This is a genomic window from Pseudomonas sp. B1(2018), from assembly GCF_003097365.1.
GTDB classification, from domain to species: domain Bacteria; phylum Pseudomonadota; class Gammaproteobacteria; order Pseudomonadales; family Pseudomonadaceae; genus Aquipseudomonas; species Aquipseudomonas laurylsulfatiphila.
Window position 1 is genome coordinate 222,316 of the sequence record NZ_PYUK01000003.1, and the last position, 15,588, is coordinate 237,903.

Here is a 15,588-nt window from a genome sequence, read left to right on the forward strand (position 1 = left end):
GGCTTACTCCTCGCGCAGTGTCTGGATCATGTAATTGACGTCCACATCGGCGGCCAGCTTGTAGTGCTTGGTCAGCGGGTTGTAGGTCAGGCCGATGATGTCCTTGACGGTCAGGCCGGCCATGCGACTCCAGGCACCGAGCTCGGAAGGGCGGATGAACTTCTTGAAGTCGTGGGTGCCACGCGGCAGCAGCTTCATGATGTATTCGGCGCCGACGATGGCGAACAGGTACGCCTTGGGGTTGCGGTTGATGGTCGAGAAGAACACCTGGCCGCCGGGCTTGACCATGCGGAAGCAGGCGCGGATGACCGAAGACGGGTCTGGCACGTGCTCAAGCATTTCCAGGCAGGTGACCACGTCGAACTGCTCGGGCATTTCCTCGGCCAGGGCTTCGGCGGTGATCTGCCGGTATTCGACGTTGACCCCCGACTCCAGCTGATGCAGCTGGGCAACCGCCAGCGGCGCTTCGCCCATGTCGATACCCATCACGGTTGCGCCGCGCTGGGCCATGGCTTCGCTGAGGATGCCGCCGCCGCAACCGACGTCGAGGACTTTCTTGCCGGCCAGATTGACCCGCTCGTCAATCCAGTTGACCCGCAGCGGGTTGATGTCGTGCAGCGGTTTGAATTCGCTTTCGCGGTCCCACCAGCGATGGGCCAGGGCCTCGAATTTGGCGATTTCGGCGTAGTCGACGTTGCTCATGGTTTAAGTCCTCTGAAACTTGAAAAATCCTGTTGCCCCGGATGTGTTCCGGGGTGCTTACGATTCGGTACGGCCGCTGATGCGCTGGCCCCAGGCCTTCGCGACAGCGCCAAGCTGTTGTTCATCCAGGCGTGTCAGGCGACGGTCGTCGAGCAGTTGCCTGCCGGCCACCCAAAGGTGTTTCACGCAGTCCCGACCGGTGGCGTATATAAGCTGGGAAACCGGGTCGTAGACCGGTTGCTGGGCCAGGCCGGAGAGGTCGAAAGCCACCATGTCCGCGGCCTTGCCGATTTCCAGCGAGCCGGTTTCGGCCTCGATACCCAGGGCCCGGGCGCCATTGAGGGTGGCCATGCGCAAGGCGCGATGGGCATCCAGCGCGGTGGCCGAGCCGGCGACAGCTTTGGCCAGCAGGGCCGCGGTGCGGGTTTCGCCGAGCAGGTCGAGGTCATTGTTACTCGCCGCGCCATCGGTGCCGACCGCGACATTGACCCCGGCCTCCCACAAACGCTCGACCGGGCAGAACCCGCTGGCCAGCTTCAGGTTCGACTCCGGGCAATGAATCACATTGCTGTTGCTTTCTACCAGCAGGGCCAGGTCTTCATCGCTGATCTGGGTCATGTGAACCGCCTGGAAGCGCGGCCCCAGCAAGCCCAGGCGCGCCAGGCGGGCCAGCGGGCGTTCACCGCGCTGCTCGACCGCTTGCTGCACTTCGAAGGCGGTTTCATGCACGTGCATGTGGATCGAGGCGTCCAGTTCCTCGGCGATCACCCGGATTTTTTCCAGGTTTTCGTCGCCCACGGTGTAGGGTGCGTGGGGGCCGAAGGTGATTTTGATGCGCTCGTGGTGCTTGAGATCGCCAAACAGTTCAACGCCCTGACGAATGGCTTCGTCCGCCGTAGCGGCGCCCGGAATAGGGAAATCGAGGATCGGAATCGCGATCTGCGCGCGAATGCCGCTGTTGTGCACGCGTTCGCTGGCAACCTTCGGGAAGAAGTACATGTCAGAGAAGCAGGTGATGCCGCCTTTGATTTGCTCGGCGATGGCAAGGTCGGTGCCGTCGCGCACGAAGTCCTCGTCGACCCACTTGGCTTCGGCGGGCCAGATGTGGTTTTCCAGCCAGGTCATCAATGGCAGGTCATCGGCCAGGCCGCGGAACAGGGTCATCGCCGCGTGCCCGTGGGCATTGATCAGGCCGGGGCTGAGCAGCATGTCGGGCAATTCGCGGATTTCGGTTGCGTTAAGCTTCAGTGCGGCGGAACGTGGGCCGATAAACACGATGCGTCCATCACGGATGCCCACGCCATGTTCCTTGAGGACGACACCAGCGGGTTCGACGGGTACCAGCCAGGTCGGCAGCAATAACAGGTCGAGCGCAGCGGCAGTGTTCGGCATCGAGGGTCGGTTCCAGTGCTTTTGTAAAGGATGGCGAAGTATACCCGAGCGTCTTCGCGGGGGGATCGCTATAATCGGCGGCTTTTGTTCATGAGTGCGGGGTGAGGGATGCGCGATCGACTGTTGGCTGCGGAAAAGGTAAAGGCCATCGATTGGCGTGATGGCGCTCTCCATCTGCTGGATCAGCGTATTTTGCCGTTCGAGGAAACCTGGATCGCCTACACCAGCGCAGCCGGTGTGGCCGAGGCCATTCGCTCGATGGTGGTGCGTGGCGCGCCGGCCATCGGCATTAGCGCCGCTTATGGCATCGTGCTCGCGGCCCGCGCCCGGATTGCCGAAGGTGGCGACTGGTATGCGGCGCTGGAAGAGGATTTCATGCTGCTGGCCGACTCTCGTCCTACGGCGGTCAACCTGTTCTGGGCGCTGGGCCGCATGCACGACCGGCTTGATCGCCTGAAAGGCGATGCCGATCCGCTGGAGGTGCTGGAGGCCGAGGCCATCGCCATTCACGAAAGTGATCGCGAAGCCAACCTGACCATGGCGCAACTGGGTGTCGACCTGATCCGCAAGCATCAGGGCAATGCCCAGGCGATCCTGACCCACTGCAACACCGGCGCACTGGCCACGGGCGGCTTTGGCACGGCGCTGGGGGTGATTCGCGCTGCATTCATCGAGGGGATGGTCGAGCAGGTCTATGTCGACGAAACCCGCCCATGGCTGCAGGGCTCGCGGCTGACTGCATGGGAACTGGCCAATGAAGGCATTCCCGTGACCCTCAATGTCGACTCCGCCGCCGCGCATATCATGAAGACCAAAGGCCCTACCTGGGTCATCGTCGGCGCTGACCGGATCACCGCCAATGGCGATGTGGCCAACAAGATCGGCACCTATCAACTGGCCGTCAACGCCATGCACCACGGTGTGCGCTTCATGGTGGTGGCGCCGAGTTCGACCATCGACATGAACCTGGCCAGTGGCGACGACATTCCGATTGAAGAGCGTGATGGTCGCGAGTTGCTGGAAGTCGGTGGCAAGCGCGTCGGGGCCGATGTCCATGCCTTCAACCCGGTGTTCGACGTGACGCCAGCGGACTTGATCGATGCGATCGTTACCGAAAAAGGCATCGTCGAGCGCCCGGACACGGCGAAGATGGCGCAGTTGATGTGCCGCAAGCGCCTGCACTAGTAGGAGCTGCCGCAGGCTGCGATCTTTTGATCTTGTTTTTTAACAATCAAAATCAAAAGATCGCAGCCTGCGGCAGCTCCTACAGGTCCGTGTTTGCAAGTGAAAAATGCGCTTGATTGTTTGCTGATCGAAGCTCTAAGCCCCTCTCGTCCCCTTCAAGCCTGTCACCGGTCAACTAACTACTCTCCATGCGCATCTGGGGGATAGGTGCGTGGCGGCTCTTGTGATAACATCCGGCGGTTTCCATGGTTACCCTTCGGGGTGACCTTTACTGCGCAGATCCATGGCATAACTCGTTGATTTGTCGTAAGCCAATGCATGGCACCGAGCCTGCAGCGGCGAGCTTCGTTGGTCCTGACGAAGTTTCACCAGAAAAAGGAATCAGGCTTCTCATGGGCGAACTGGCCAAAGAAATCCTCCCGGTCAATATCGAAGACGAGCTGAAGCAGTCCTACCTCGACTACGCGATGAGCGTAATTGTCGGGCGGGCACTGCCGGATGCGCGCGATGGCTTGAAGCCCGTGCACCGGCGCGTGCTGTTCGCGATGAGCGAGCTGGGCAACGACTTCAACAAGCCGTACAAGAAATCTGCCCGTGTTGTCGGTGACGTGATCGGTAAGTATCACCCGCACGGTGATACCGCGGTGTACGACACCATCGTTCGGATGGCGCAGCCATTCTCCCTGCGCTACCTGCTGGTAGACGGCCAGGGCAACTTCGGTTCGGTGGACGGCGACAACGCCGCGGCCATGCGATACACCGAAGTACGCATGACCAAGCTGGCGCACGAGCTGCTGGCCGACCTGCATAAGGAAACCGTGGACTGGGTGCCGAACTACGACGGCACCGAAATGATCCCGGCGGTCATGCCGACCCGTATTCCCAACCTGCTGGTCAACGGTTCCAGCGGTATCGCCGTGGGCATGGCGACCAACATTCCGCCGCACAACCTCGGTGAAGTCATCGACGGTTGCCTGGCGCTCATCGACAATCCCGAGCTGACTGTCGACGAGCTGATGCAATACATCCCCGGTCCGGACTTCCCGACCGCTGCGATCATCAACGGTCGCGCCGGCATCATCGAAGCCTATCGCACTGGCCGTGGCCGCATTTACATGCGCGCCCGCTCGATGATCGAAGACATCGACAAGGTCGGTGGCCGGCAGCAGATCGTCATCACCGAACTCCCTTACCAGTTGAACAAGGCGCGTCTGATCGAGAAGATCGCCGAGCTGGTAAAAGAGAAGAAGCTCGAAGGCATCACCGAACTGCGCGACGAGTCCGACAAGGACGGTATGCGCGTCGTGATCGAGCTGCGTCGTGGCGAAGTGCCTGAGGTGATCCTCAACAACCTCTACGCCCAGACCCAGCTGCAAGCGGTGTTCGGCATCAACATCGTCGCGCTGATCGACGGCCGTCCGCGGATCCTGAACCTCAAGGACCTGCTGGAAGCCTTCGTGCGTCACCGTCGCGAAGTCGTCACTCGCCGTACCGTGTTCGAACTGCGCAAGGCCCGCGAGCGTGGTCACATCCTTGAAGGTCAAGCGGTTGCCCTGTCGAACATCGACCCGGTCATTGCCCTGATCAAGGCCTCGCCAACGCCGTCGGAAGCCAAGGAAGCGCTGGTCAGCACCCCTTGGGAGTCCTCGGCCGTGGTGGCGATGGTCGAGCGTGCTGGCGCCGATTCGTGCCGTCCGGAAAACCTCGATCCGCAATACGGCCTGCGTGACGGCAAGTACTTCCTGTCGCCGGAACAGGCGCAAGCCATCCTGGAATTGCGTCTGCACCGCCTGACCGGTCTGGAACACGAAAAACTGCTGGCCGAGTATCAAGAGATCCTGAACCAGATCGGCGAGCTGATCCGCATCCTCAACAGCGCCACGCGCCTGATGGAAGTGATCCGCGAAGAACTGGAAGTGATTCGCGCCGAATACGGCGACGTGCGTCGCACCGAGATCCTCGATGCCCGTCTCGACCTGACCCTGGGTGACATGATCCCGGAAGAAGAGCGTGTCGTGACCATTTCCCACGGCGGCTATGCCAAGACCCAGCCATTGGCTGCGTACCAGGCCCAGCGTCGTGGCGGTAAAGGCAAGTCGGCGACCGGCGTCAAGGATGAGGACTACATCGCTCACCTGCTGGTTGCCAACAGCCACACCACGCTGCTGCTGTTCTCGAGCAAGGGCAAGGTGTACTGGCTGAAAACCTACGAAATCCCTGAGGCGTCCCGCGCGGCCCGTGGTCGTCCGCTGGTCAACCTGCTGCCGCTGGATGACGGTGAATACATCACCACCATGTTGCCGGTCGAGGAGTACACCGAAGGTCACTACATCTTCATGGCCACCGCCAACGGCACCGTGAAGAAGACCCCGCTGGAATCCTTCAGCCGTCAGCGCAGCGTCGGCCTGATCGCGCTGGAGCTGGATGAAGGCGACGTGCTGATCTCCGCCGCCATTACCGATGGCGAGCGTGAAGTGATGCTGTTCTCCGACGGCGGCAAGGTCACCCGCTTCAAGGAGTCCGACGTTCGCGCCATGGGCCGTACCGCCCGCGGTGTGCGCGGCATGCGCCTGCCGGAAGGCCAGAAGCTGATTTCCATGCTGATCCCGGAAGAAGGCAGCCAGATCCTCACCGCTTCCGAGCGTGGTTTTGGCAAGCGCACGGCGATCACCGAGTTCCCTGAGTACAAGCGTGGCGGTCAGGGCGTTATCGCCATGGTCAGCAACGAGCGTAACGGCCGCCTGGTCGGCGCCGTCCAGGTGCTCGACGGCGAGGAAATCATGCTGATTTCCGACCAGGGCACCCTGGTGCGTACCCGTGTCGACGAAGTGTCCAGCCTGGGTCGTAACACCCAGGGCGTGACCCTGATCAAACTGGCCAAGGATGAAACCCTGGTCGGACTGGAGCGGGTCCAGGAACCTTCGGAAATCGAAGGTGAAGAGCTGGAAGGTGAAGAGGGTGCGGTGTTCGATGGTGAAGTCGTGATCGACGATGCCGTTGAAGACCAGCAACTCGACGCCGCTGCTGACGAAGAACCACAGGAATAAGCGGGTAAGCAGGGGGCGGATGAAAATTCGCCCCCTTGTTGTTTGAATTGTCGAATTGTTCTCATGTAGGAGCTGTCGAGCGAAGCGAGGCTGCGATCTTTTGATCTTGCCTTCAGGAATAAAGATCAAAAGATCGCAGCCTCGCTTCGCTCGACAGCGCCTACAGATCAAATAGATTGATTGAAATCAGAGCGAGATTGGATGTGAGCAAGAGAGCCTATAACTTCTGTGCCGGTCCTGCGGCGCTTCCCGAAGCTGTCCTGCAGCGCGCCCAGGGTGAACTCCTCGACTGGCACGGCAAGGGTCTGTCGGTCATGGAAATGAGCCATCGCAGTGATGAGTTCGTGTCCATCGCGACCAAGGCCGAGCAGGATCTGCGTGATCTGCTGAATATCCCCTCGAACTATAAAGTGCTGTTCCTGCAAGGTGGCGCCAGCCAGCAATTCGCGCAGATTCCTCTGAACCTGCTGCCGGAAAACGGCTCGGCCGACTATATCGACACCGGTATCTGGTCGCAGAAGGCCATCGAAGAAGCTTCGCGCTACGGCCGCGTCAACGTTGCTGGCACCGCCAAACCCTACGACTATTTCGCCATTCCCGGTCAGAACGAGTGGAAGCTGTCGAAAGACGCGGCCTACGTTCACTACGCGCCGAACGAAACCATCGGTGGCCTGGAGTTCCAGTGGATTCCCGAGACCGGTGACGTTCCGCTGGTGGCCGACATGTCTTCGGACATCCTGTCGCGCCCGGTGGATGTTTCGCGTTTCGGCATGATCTACGCCGGTGCCCAGAAAAACATCGGCCCGAGCGGTATCGTCGTCAACATCGTTCGCGAAGACCTGCTCGGCAAGGCCCGCTCCCTGTGCCCGACCATGCTCGATTACAAGGTCGCGGCCGACAACGGCTCGATGTACAACACCCCGCCGACCCTGGCCTGGTACTTGTCCGGCCTGGTGTTCGAGTGGCTGAAAGAGCAGGGCGGCGTCGAGGCCATCGGCAAGCTCAACGAAGTCAAGCAGCGCACGCTGTACAGCTTCATCGATGCCAGCGGCCTGTACAGCAACCCGATCAACAAGTCGGATCGCTCATGGATGAACGTGCCGTTCCGCCTGGCCGACGATCGTCTGGACAAGCCGTTCCTGGCCGGTGCCGACGAGCGCGGCCTGTTGAACCTCAAGGGGCACCGCTCCGTGGGCGGCATGCGCGCCTCCATCTATAACGCCGTCGACATCAACGCCGTCAACGCGCTGGTTTCGTACATGGCAGAGTTCGAGAAGGAACACGGCTAATGTCTGAGCAAGAACTCAAGGCACTGCGCCTGCGCATTGATGCCCTGGACGAAAAGGTCCTGGAACTGATCAGTGAGCGTGCGCGCTGCGCCCAGGAAGTCGCGCGAGTAAAGATGGCCTCGCTGGCCGAAGGCGAAGTGCCGGTGTTCTATCGTCCTGAGCGTGAGGCTCAGGTGCTCAAGCGTGTCATGGAGCGTAACCAGGGGCCGCTGGGCAACGAAGAGATGGCGCGGCTGTTCCGCGAAATCATGTCTTCCTGCCTGGCACTCGAGCAGCCGTTGAAAGTGGCTTATCTCGGCCCTGAGGGTACCTTCACCCAGGCGGCGGCCATGAAGCACTTCGGTCACGCGGTGATCAGCAAGCCGATGGCGGCGATCGACGAAGTGTTCCGTGAAGTGGCGGCCGGGGCGGTGAACTTTGGCGTGGTGCCGGTGGAAAACTCCACCGAAGGCGCGGTCAACCACACCCTCGACAGCTTCCTCGAACATGACATGGTGATCTGTGGCGAAGTCGAGCTGCGTATCCACCATCACCTGCTGGTCGGTGAAAACACCAAGACCGACAGCATCAGCCGCATCTACTCCCACGCCCAGTCCCTGGCCCAGTGCCGCAAGTGGCTGGATGCCCATTACCCGAATGTCGAGCGCGTGGCGGTGTCCAGCAACGCCGAAGCGGCCAAACGGGTCAAGGGCGAGTGGAATTCGGCGGCGATTGCCGGTGACATGGCGGCCGGCCTCTACGGCTTGACCCGTCTGGCCGAAAAAATCGAGGATCGCCCGGACAACTCCACGCGCTTCCTCATGATCGGTAACCAGGAAGTGCCGCCGACCGGCGACGACAAGACCTCGATCATCGTCTCGATGAGCAACAAGCCGGGTGCGCTTCATGAGTTGCTGGTGCCGTTCCACGACAATGGCATCGACCTGACGCGAATCGAGACCCGTCCGTCGCGCAGCGGCAAATGGACCTACGTGTTCTTCATCGATTTTGTCGGCCACCACCGCGATCCGCTGGTAAAAGGTGTGCTGGAAAAAATCAGTCAGGAAGCAGTGGCACTCAAAGTGCTGGGTTCCTACCCGAAAGCAGTTCTCTAAGGGCGGTAGCAAATGAGTGGCAATTTCCTCGCTCTGGCACAGCCGGGCGTGCAACAACTTTCGCCTTACGTTCCGGGCAAGCCCGTGGACGAACTGGCTCGCGAGCTGGACCTCGATCCAGCCAGCATCATCAAGCTGGCGAGCAACGAAAACCCGCTGGGCCCCGGCCCCAAGGCGTTGGCGGCCATCCGCGATGCGCTGGCCGAGCTGACCCGTTATCCGGACGGCAACGGCTTTGCGCTCAAGAGCCTGTTGGCCGAGCAGTGCCGCGTCGAACTTGATCAGGTTACGCTGGGCAATGGTTCCAACGACATCCTGGAACTGGTCGCGCGTGCCTATCTGGCACCGGGCCTGAACGCCGTGTTCAGCGAGCATGCGTTCGCTGTCTACCCGATTGCCACTCAGGCGGTCGGTGCGCAGGCCAAGGTGGTTCCGGCCAGGGATTGGGGGCATGACCTGCCTGCAATGCTGGCAGCCATCGACGCCAATACCCGCGTGGTCTTCATCGCCAACCCGAACAACCCGACCGGGACCTGGTTCGACGCCGAGGCACTGGACGAATTCCTGCAGGATGTTCCGGAGCATGTGCTGGTCGTACTGGACGAGGCTTACATCGAGTACGCCGAAGGTAGCGATCTGCCGGATGGCCTGGACTTCCTGGCGGCTTATCCGAACCTGCTGGTTTCCCGTACCTTCTCCAAGGCCTATGGCCTGGCAGCACTGCGCGTGGGTTATGGCTTGTCCACGGCGGTAGTCGCAGACGTGCTGAACCGTGTGCGCCAGCCGTTCAACGTCAACAGCCTGGCCCTGGCCGCGGCCTGCGCGGCGTTGAAGGACGACGAGTATCTGGCGCAAAGCCGTCAGTTGAACGAGTCCGGCATGCAGCAACTGGAAGCCGGTTTCCGTGAGCTGGGGCTGAGCTGGATTGCGTCCAAGGGCAATTTCATCTGCGTCGACCTCGGTCAGGTGGCGGCCCCGGTGTTCCAGGGCTTGCTGCGTGAAGGCGTGATCGTGCGCCCGGTGGCCAACTACGGCATGCCGAATCACCTGCGTGTCACCATTGGTCTGCCGGCAGAGAACAGCCGCTTCCTGGAAGCGCTGACCAAGGTTCTGGCTCGTGGTTGATGTCACTGCACTGCAATCTGCCGAACCTATGATCGGTCGCCTGGTGGTGGTCGGTCTGGGGTTGATCGGCGGTTCGTTTGCCAAGGGTTTGCGCGAAAGCGGGATGTGTCGCGAAGTGGTCGGGGTCGATCTCGATCCACAATCGCGCAAGCTCGCGGTCGAGTTGGGGGTGGTGGATCGCTGCGAGGAAGATCTGGGCGTTGCTTGTCAGGGCGCCGATGTCATTCAGCTGGCAGTGCCGATCCTGGCCATGGAGAAAGTGCTCGCGCGTCTGGCTGGCATGGACCTGGGGCAGGCGATCCTGACCGATGTCGGTAGCGCCAAGGGCAACGTTGTACGCGCTGCCACCGAAGCATTTGGCAAGATGCCGCCATGCTTCGTGCCGGGGCATCCGATTGCCGGTTCCGAGCAGAGTGGGGTCGAGGCCTCCAATGCCGAACTGTTCCGTCGGCACAAGGTGATCCTGACGCCGCTGGATCAGACCGATCCGGCAGCCTTGGCCGTGGTTGACCGTTTGTGGCGCGCGCTGGGTGCCGATGTCGAGCACATGCAGGTCGAGCGTCACGACGAAGTACTGGCTGCGACCAGTCATCTGCCGCACTTGCTGGCGTTCGGCCTGGTCGATTCGTTGGCCAAGCGCAATGAAAATCTTGAGATCTTCCGTTACGCTGCGGGCGGTTTCCGCGATTTCACAAGAATCGCCGGAAGCGACCCGGTCATGTGGCACGACATCTTCCTCGCCAACCGCGAAGCTGTCCTGCGCACACTCGATACATTTCGCAGCGATCTCGACGCCTTGCGCGACGCGGTCGATGCAGGGGATGGGCACCAATTGTTGGGCGTTTTCACTCGCGCCCGGGTTGCCCGCGAGCATTTCAGTAAAATCCTGGCCCGCAGGGCCTATGTGGACGCTATGAATTCCAACGATCTGATTTTCCTGGCTCAACCTGGTGGCCGCCTGTCCGGTCGGATTCGCGTACCGGGTGACAAATCGATTTCCCACCGTTCGATCATGCTCGGTTCCCTCGCTGAAGGCGTCACCGAAGTCGAAGGCTTCCTCGAGGGTGAAGATGCCCTGGCGACCTTGCAGGCGTTCCGTGACATGGGCGTGGTCATCGAAGGCCCGCACCACGGTCGCGTGACCATTCACGGCGTTGGCCTGCATGGCCTGAAGCCGGCGCCGGGCCCGATCTACCTGGGTAATTCCGGTACGTCGATGCGTCTGCTGTCCGGCCTGCTGGCTGCCCAGAACTTCGACAGCACCCTGACCGGCGACGCCTCGCTGTCCAAGCGCCCGATGAATCGCGTGGCCAATCCGCTGCGTGAAATGGGCGCGGTGATCGAGACTGCCGCCGAAGGTCGTCCACCGATGACCATCCGTGGTGGCAACAAGCTCAAGGGCCTGACCTACACCATGCCGATGGCCAGCGCCCAGGTTAAGTCCTGCCTGCTGCTGGCTGGTCTGTATGCCGAAGGTAAGACCACCGTGACCGAGCCAGCTCCGACTCGCGACCATACCGAGCGCATGCTGCGCGGTTTCGGCTACCCGGTGAGCGTTGACGGTGCCACGGCATCGGTTGAGTCCGGTGGCAAGCTGGCCGCGACCCACATCGAAGTGCCGGGCGACATTTCGTCGTCGGCGTTCTTCCTGGTGGCAGCATCGATCGCCGAAGGTTCGGACCTGGTGCTCGAGCATGTCGGCATCAATCCGACCCGTACCGGCGTGATCGACATCCTGCGCCTGATGGGTGCGGACATCACCCTGGAAAACCAGCGTGAAGTCGGCGGCGAACCCGTGGCTGACCTGCGTGTGCGGGCAGCTAAACTGAAAGGTATCGAGATTCCCGAAGAGCTGGTTCCATTGGCCATCGACGAATTCCCGGTGCTGTTCGTGGCCGCTGCCTGTGCCGAAGGGCGCACCGTGCTGACCGGCGCCGAAGAGCTACGGGTCAAGGAATCGGATCGCATCCAGGTCATGGCGGACGGTCTGCTGGCACTGGGCGTCAAATGCGAACCGACCCCGGACGGCATCATCATCGACGGCGGCCAGATCGGCGGCGGTGAAGTGCACGGTCATGGTGACCACCGTATCGCCATGGCGTTCAGCGTTGCTTCGCTGCGCGCCAGTGCGCCGATCCGCATTCATGATTGCGCCAACGTCGCGACGTCGTTCCCGAACTTCCTGGCGCTGTGCGCACAGGTCGGTATTCGTGTGGCACAAGAGGCGCAGTCGTGAACAACATTGCACCGGTCATCACCATCGATGGGCCCAGCGGTTCGGGCAAGGGCACGGTAGCCGGGATTCTGGCCAAGCGCCTGGGCTGGAACCTGCTGGATTCCGGTGCTCTGTACCGCCTGCTGGCTTTCGCCGCGCATAACCATGGTGTCGACCTGACCAATGAGGAGCTGCTGAAGAAACTTGCCGCTCATCTGGACGTGCAGTTCATCGCGGCGACGGACGGTCAGCTGCAACGCATCATCCTGGAAGGTGATGAAGTCAGCGATGTCATTCGCACCGAAAGCGTCGGTTCCGGCGCTTCCCAGGTGGCTGCGTTGCCCGCTGTACGCGAGGCGCTGCTGCAGCGCCAGCGTGCTTTTCAGGAAGCGCCGGGCCTGGTGGCGGATGGGCGCGACATGGGAACGGTGGTTTTTCCTGATGCGCCGCTGAAGATTTTTCTGACCGCCAGTGCCGAGGAGAGGGCGCGCCGTCGATATTTGCAGTTGAAGGGCAAAGTCGAGGGTGTTAGTCTGTCGAGTCTGCTAGATGAGATACGTGCGCGCGATGAGCGTGACACCCAGCGAGCGGTAGCCCCGCTCAAACCGGCGGCTGACGCCATACAGCTGGATTCCACGGAATTGTCCATCGACCAGGTGCTGGAACGCATCATGAGCGAGATCGCCATTCGCGATATCGCCGGGTGACCAAGAGGGCCGCAGGGGACCAGTCATAGTCCTGCGGTGGCTTCTTTTAAATGAAACTAACCCACACCGTCTGGGGTGTGGAGATGGGCGTTTTCTTCGCCCTCATCAACAGGAATTAAAATGAGCGAAAGCTTTGCGGAACTCTTTGAAGAAAGCCTAAAAACCCTGAACCTTCAGGCAGGCTCCATCATCACCGGTGTTATCGTTGATATCGATTACCAGGCTCGCTGGGTAACCGTTCACGCTGGCCTGAAGTCTGAAGCACTCATCCCGCTTGAGCAGTTCTACAACGACGCTGGCGAACTGAACATCAACGTCGGTGACGAAGTTCACGTTGCTCTGGACTCGGTTGAAGACGGCTTTGGCGAAACCAAGCTGTCCCGTGAAAAAGCCAAGCGCGCTGAATGCTGGATTGTTCTGGAAGCAGCCTTCGCAGCCGAAGAAGTGGTCAAGGGCGTTATCAACGGTAAGGTTAAAGGCGGCTTCACTGTCGACGTTAACGGCATCCGTGCGTTCCTGCCAGGTTCTCTGGTTGACGTCCGTCCAGTGCGCGACACCACGCACCTGGAAGGCAAAGAGCTGGAATTCAAGGTCATCAAGCTGGACCAGAAGCGCAACAACGTTGTCGTTTCCCGTCGCAGCGTCCTGGAAGCCGAGAACTCCGCCGAGCGCGAAGCTCTGCTGGAATCCCTGCAGGAAGGCCAACAAGTCAAAGGTATCGTCAAGAACCTCACCGATTACGGCGCATTCGTCGATCTGGGTGGCGTCGATGGCCTGCTGCACATTACCGACATGGCTTGGAAGCGTATCAAGCATCCTTCCGAAATCGTCAACGTTGGCGACGAGATCGATGTCAAGGTTCTGAAGTACGATCGCGAGCGCAATCGTGTTTCCCTGGGCCTGAAGCAGCTGGGCGAAGATCCATGGGTTGCTATCAAAGCCCGTTACCCAGAAAGCACTCGCGTTACCGCGCGTGTAACCAACCTGACCGACTACGGCTGCTTCGCTGAGCTGGAAGAAGGCGTTGAAGGTCTGGTACACGTTTCCGAAATGGACTGGACCAACAAGAACATCCACCCTTCGAAAGTCGTACAAGTCGGCGACGAAGTGGAAGTCATGGTTCTGGACATCGACGAAGAGCGTCGTCGTATCTCCCTGGGCATCAAGCAGTGCAAATCCAACCCATGGGAAGATTTCTCTGGCCAGTTCAACAAGGGCGATAAAATCTCCGGCACCATCAAGTCGATCACCGATTTCGGTATCTTCATTGGTCTGGACGGCGGCATCGACGGTCTGGTTCACCTGTCCGACATCTCCTGGAACGAAGTGGGCGAAGAAGCCGTACGCCGCTTCAAGAAGGGCGACGAGCTGGACACCGTTATCCTGTCGGTTGACCCAGAGCGCGAGCGCATCTCCCTGGGTATCAAGCAACTGGAAAGCGATCCGTTCTCCGAGTACGTTCAAGAGAACGACAAAGGCGCCATCGTTAAAGGCATCGTGAAGGAAGTTGACGCTAAAGGCGCCATCATCACTCTGGCCGACGATATCGAAGCGACTCTGAAAGCCTCCGAAATCAGCCGTGACCGCGTTGAAGACGCGCGCAACGTTCTGAAAGAAGGCGAAGAAGTAGAAGCCAAGATCATCAGCGTTGACCGCAAGAGCCGTGTAATCCAGCTCTCGATCAAGTCGAAAGACGTTGAAGACGAGAAAGAAGCAATCCAGAGCCTGCGCGACAAGCCAGTAGCTACTGATGCTCCTGTGGCCACCACTCTGGGTGACCTGCTGCGTGCACAAATGGAAAAGCAGAACTAAGTTCTGACTTTCTGTAAAAAAGGGCGACTTCGGTCGCCCTTTTTTTTGTCTGAAATTTGTTGGGGGCCTGGCCTTGGCTGTTCGGCTGGTGAACCAAAGACGCCGAAAAAATGTCTGATTGTTTATTCGGATCAAGTGCTTATTTGCGGCTAGTCTTTAGCCTGAGACTAATGATTACCCATTGGGTTATCTGGCAAAAGGACGTGAATGAACAAGCTAATTGTCGCAGTAGCAGTGCTGGCGCTAGCGGGTTGTACCACCAATGCCAAGACTCACGCAGTGCGCGGGGTGAGCGGCATTGAGGTTGATTGTTCGGGGCTCGGCTCGAAATGGGATAAATGTTACAAACGCGCGGCCAAGGAGTGCAGGGGGGCGGGCTATAAGGTGGTGGCGAGGTCTGACGATGTCAAGGAAGAGGAAGAGGGCTTCCCCTTTGGCTTCAATCCCGCAGGTTTCCTGACGCGCACGATGCTGGTGATTTGCCAATGATGCAGTGATGGCTCGGAGGCCTCCCCTGTCCAGGAATCAGGCGTTCCGGGGTGGTGGGATGTATGGCAAAACTCGGGCTGTTCAAAATCATGCCGGCGTGCTAAAACCTTTGGAGCGCTGATCTAGCTGCTTGAAAAAGAAGGGAAAAATATGACGAAGTCGGAGTTGATCGAACGAATTGTCACCCATCAAGGGCTGCTCTCATCCAAGGATGTGGAGCTGGCCATCAAGACCATGCTTGAGCAAATGTCCCAATGTCTGGCTACTGGAGATCGTATCGAGATCCGGGGGTTTGGCAGCTTCTCTCTGCACTACCGCGCTCCACGGGTTGGTCGTAATCCGAAAACCGGGCAGTCTGTCAGTCTCGACGGAAAATTCGTCCCGCATTTCAAACCGGGTAAAGAATTGCGTGATCGTGTAAATGAGGAAGAGGAGGGTTTAGGTGGCGATGAGTTGGCGAGATAAGAGTCGCATCAAGCGATTCATGATCACTGGGCTAGTCTTGTTAATATCAATTACAAGCCTGCTGTT

Annotated in this window: 12 protein-coding genes; 10 read left to right on the top strand and 2 right to left on the bottom strand. The window is 59.9% G+C overall.

Annotation, left to right across the window (positions count from 1 at the left end; genetic code table 11):
• Window positions 1-3: 3 nt before the first annotated feature.
• Together ubiG and C9422_RS06175 are read right to left on the bottom strand one after the other, a co-directional pair.
• Window positions 4-702 (bottom strand): bifunctional 2-polyprenyl-6-hydroxyphenol methylase/3-demethylubiquinol 3-O-methyltransferase UbiG, encoded by a 699-nt coding sequence (gene ubiG, locus C9422_RS06170; protein ID WP_007985381.1) that lies wholly within the window; start codon window positions 700-702, stop codon window positions 4-6.
• 57 nt (window positions 703-759) lie between these two features.
• Entirely contained in the window at window positions 760-2,094 is a 1,335-nt protein-coding gene (locus C9422_RS06175) for a TRZ/ATZ family hydrolase (RefSeq protein ID WP_116580022.1), read from the bottom strand.
• A gap of 108 nt (window positions 2,095-2,202) precedes the next feature.
• Here C9422_RS06175 and mtnA point away from each other — a divergent pair, with 108 nt between their 5' ends.
• The 10 genes from mtnA (at window position 2,203) to ihfB (ending at window position 15,522) form a co-directional block, all read left to right on the top strand.
• Complete coding sequence (gene mtnA, locus C9422_RS06180) at window positions 2,203-3,279, top strand: S-methyl-5-thioribose-1-phosphate isomerase (RefSeq protein ID WP_116580023.1); 1,077 nt, start codon at window positions 2,203-2,205, stop codon at window positions 3,277-3,279.
• A 392-nt stretch (window positions 3,280-3,671) separates the two neighbouring features.
• Window positions 3,672-6,326 carry a DNA gyrase subunit A gene (gene gyrA, locus C9422_RS06185; protein ID WP_007973648.1) on the top strand — a complete coding sequence of 885 codons (2,655 nt, stop codon included), beginning with the start codon at window positions 3,672-3,674 and terminating at the stop codon, window positions 6,324-6,326.
• A gap of 203 nt (window positions 6,327-6,529) precedes the next feature.
• A complete protein-coding gene (gene serC / locus C9422_RS06190) occupies window positions 6,530-7,615 on the top strand; it encodes a 3-phosphoserine/phosphohydroxythreonine transaminase (protein WP_116580130.1) in 1,086 nt (361 codons plus the stop codon).
• Window positions 7,615-8,709, top strand: coding sequence for a prephenate dehydratase (gene pheA / locus C9422_RS06195; RefSeq protein WP_007939916.1), 1,095 nt, complete (start codon window positions 7,615-7,617; stop codon window positions 8,707-8,709). The genes serC and pheA overlap by 1 nt, the downstream gene beginning before the upstream one ends.
• 12 nt (window positions 8,710-8,721) lie before the next feature.
• Window positions 8,722-9,834, top strand: a complete 1,113-nt coding sequence (gene hisC, locus C9422_RS06200; protein ID WP_116580024.1) for a histidinol-phosphate transaminase — start codon at window positions 8,722-8,724, stop codon at window positions 9,832-9,834.
• A gap of 28 nt (window positions 9,835-9,862) precedes the next feature.
• Entirely contained in the window at window positions 9,863-12,070 is a 2,208-nt protein-coding gene (locus C9422_RS06205) for a bifunctional prephenate dehydrogenase/3-phosphoshikimate 1-carboxyvinyltransferase (RefSeq protein ID WP_240628981.1), read from the top strand.
• The gene (cmk, locus tag C9422_RS06210) at window positions 12,067-12,756 is read left to right on the top strand and encodes a (d)CMP kinase (RefSeq protein ID WP_007973641.1); all 690 of its coding nucleotides are present in this window, start codon (window positions 12,067-12,069) and stop codon (window positions 12,754-12,756) included. The genes C9422_RS06205 and cmk overlap by 4 nt, the downstream gene beginning before the upstream one ends.
• Window positions 12,757-12,876: 120 nt before the next feature.
• On the top strand, window positions 12,877-14,568 hold the full coding sequence (gene rpsA, locus C9422_RS06215) for a 30S ribosomal protein S1 (protein WP_007973639.1): 1,692 nt from the start codon (window positions 12,877-12,879) through the stop codon (window positions 14,566-14,568).
• Between the two features lie 207 nt (window positions 14,569-14,775).
• The gene (locus C9422_RS06220; RefSeq protein ID WP_116580025.1) at window positions 14,776-15,057 is read left to right on the top strand and encodes a hypothetical protein; all 282 of its coding nucleotides are present in this window, start codon (window positions 14,776-14,778) and stop codon (window positions 15,055-15,057) included.
• Between the two features lie 150 nt (window positions 15,058-15,207).
• A complete protein-coding gene (gene ihfB, locus C9422_RS06225; protein ID WP_104448966.1) occupies window positions 15,208-15,522 on the top strand; it encodes an integration host factor subunit beta in 315 nt (104 codons plus the stop codon).
• Window positions 15,523-15,588 lie beyond the last annotated feature (66 nt).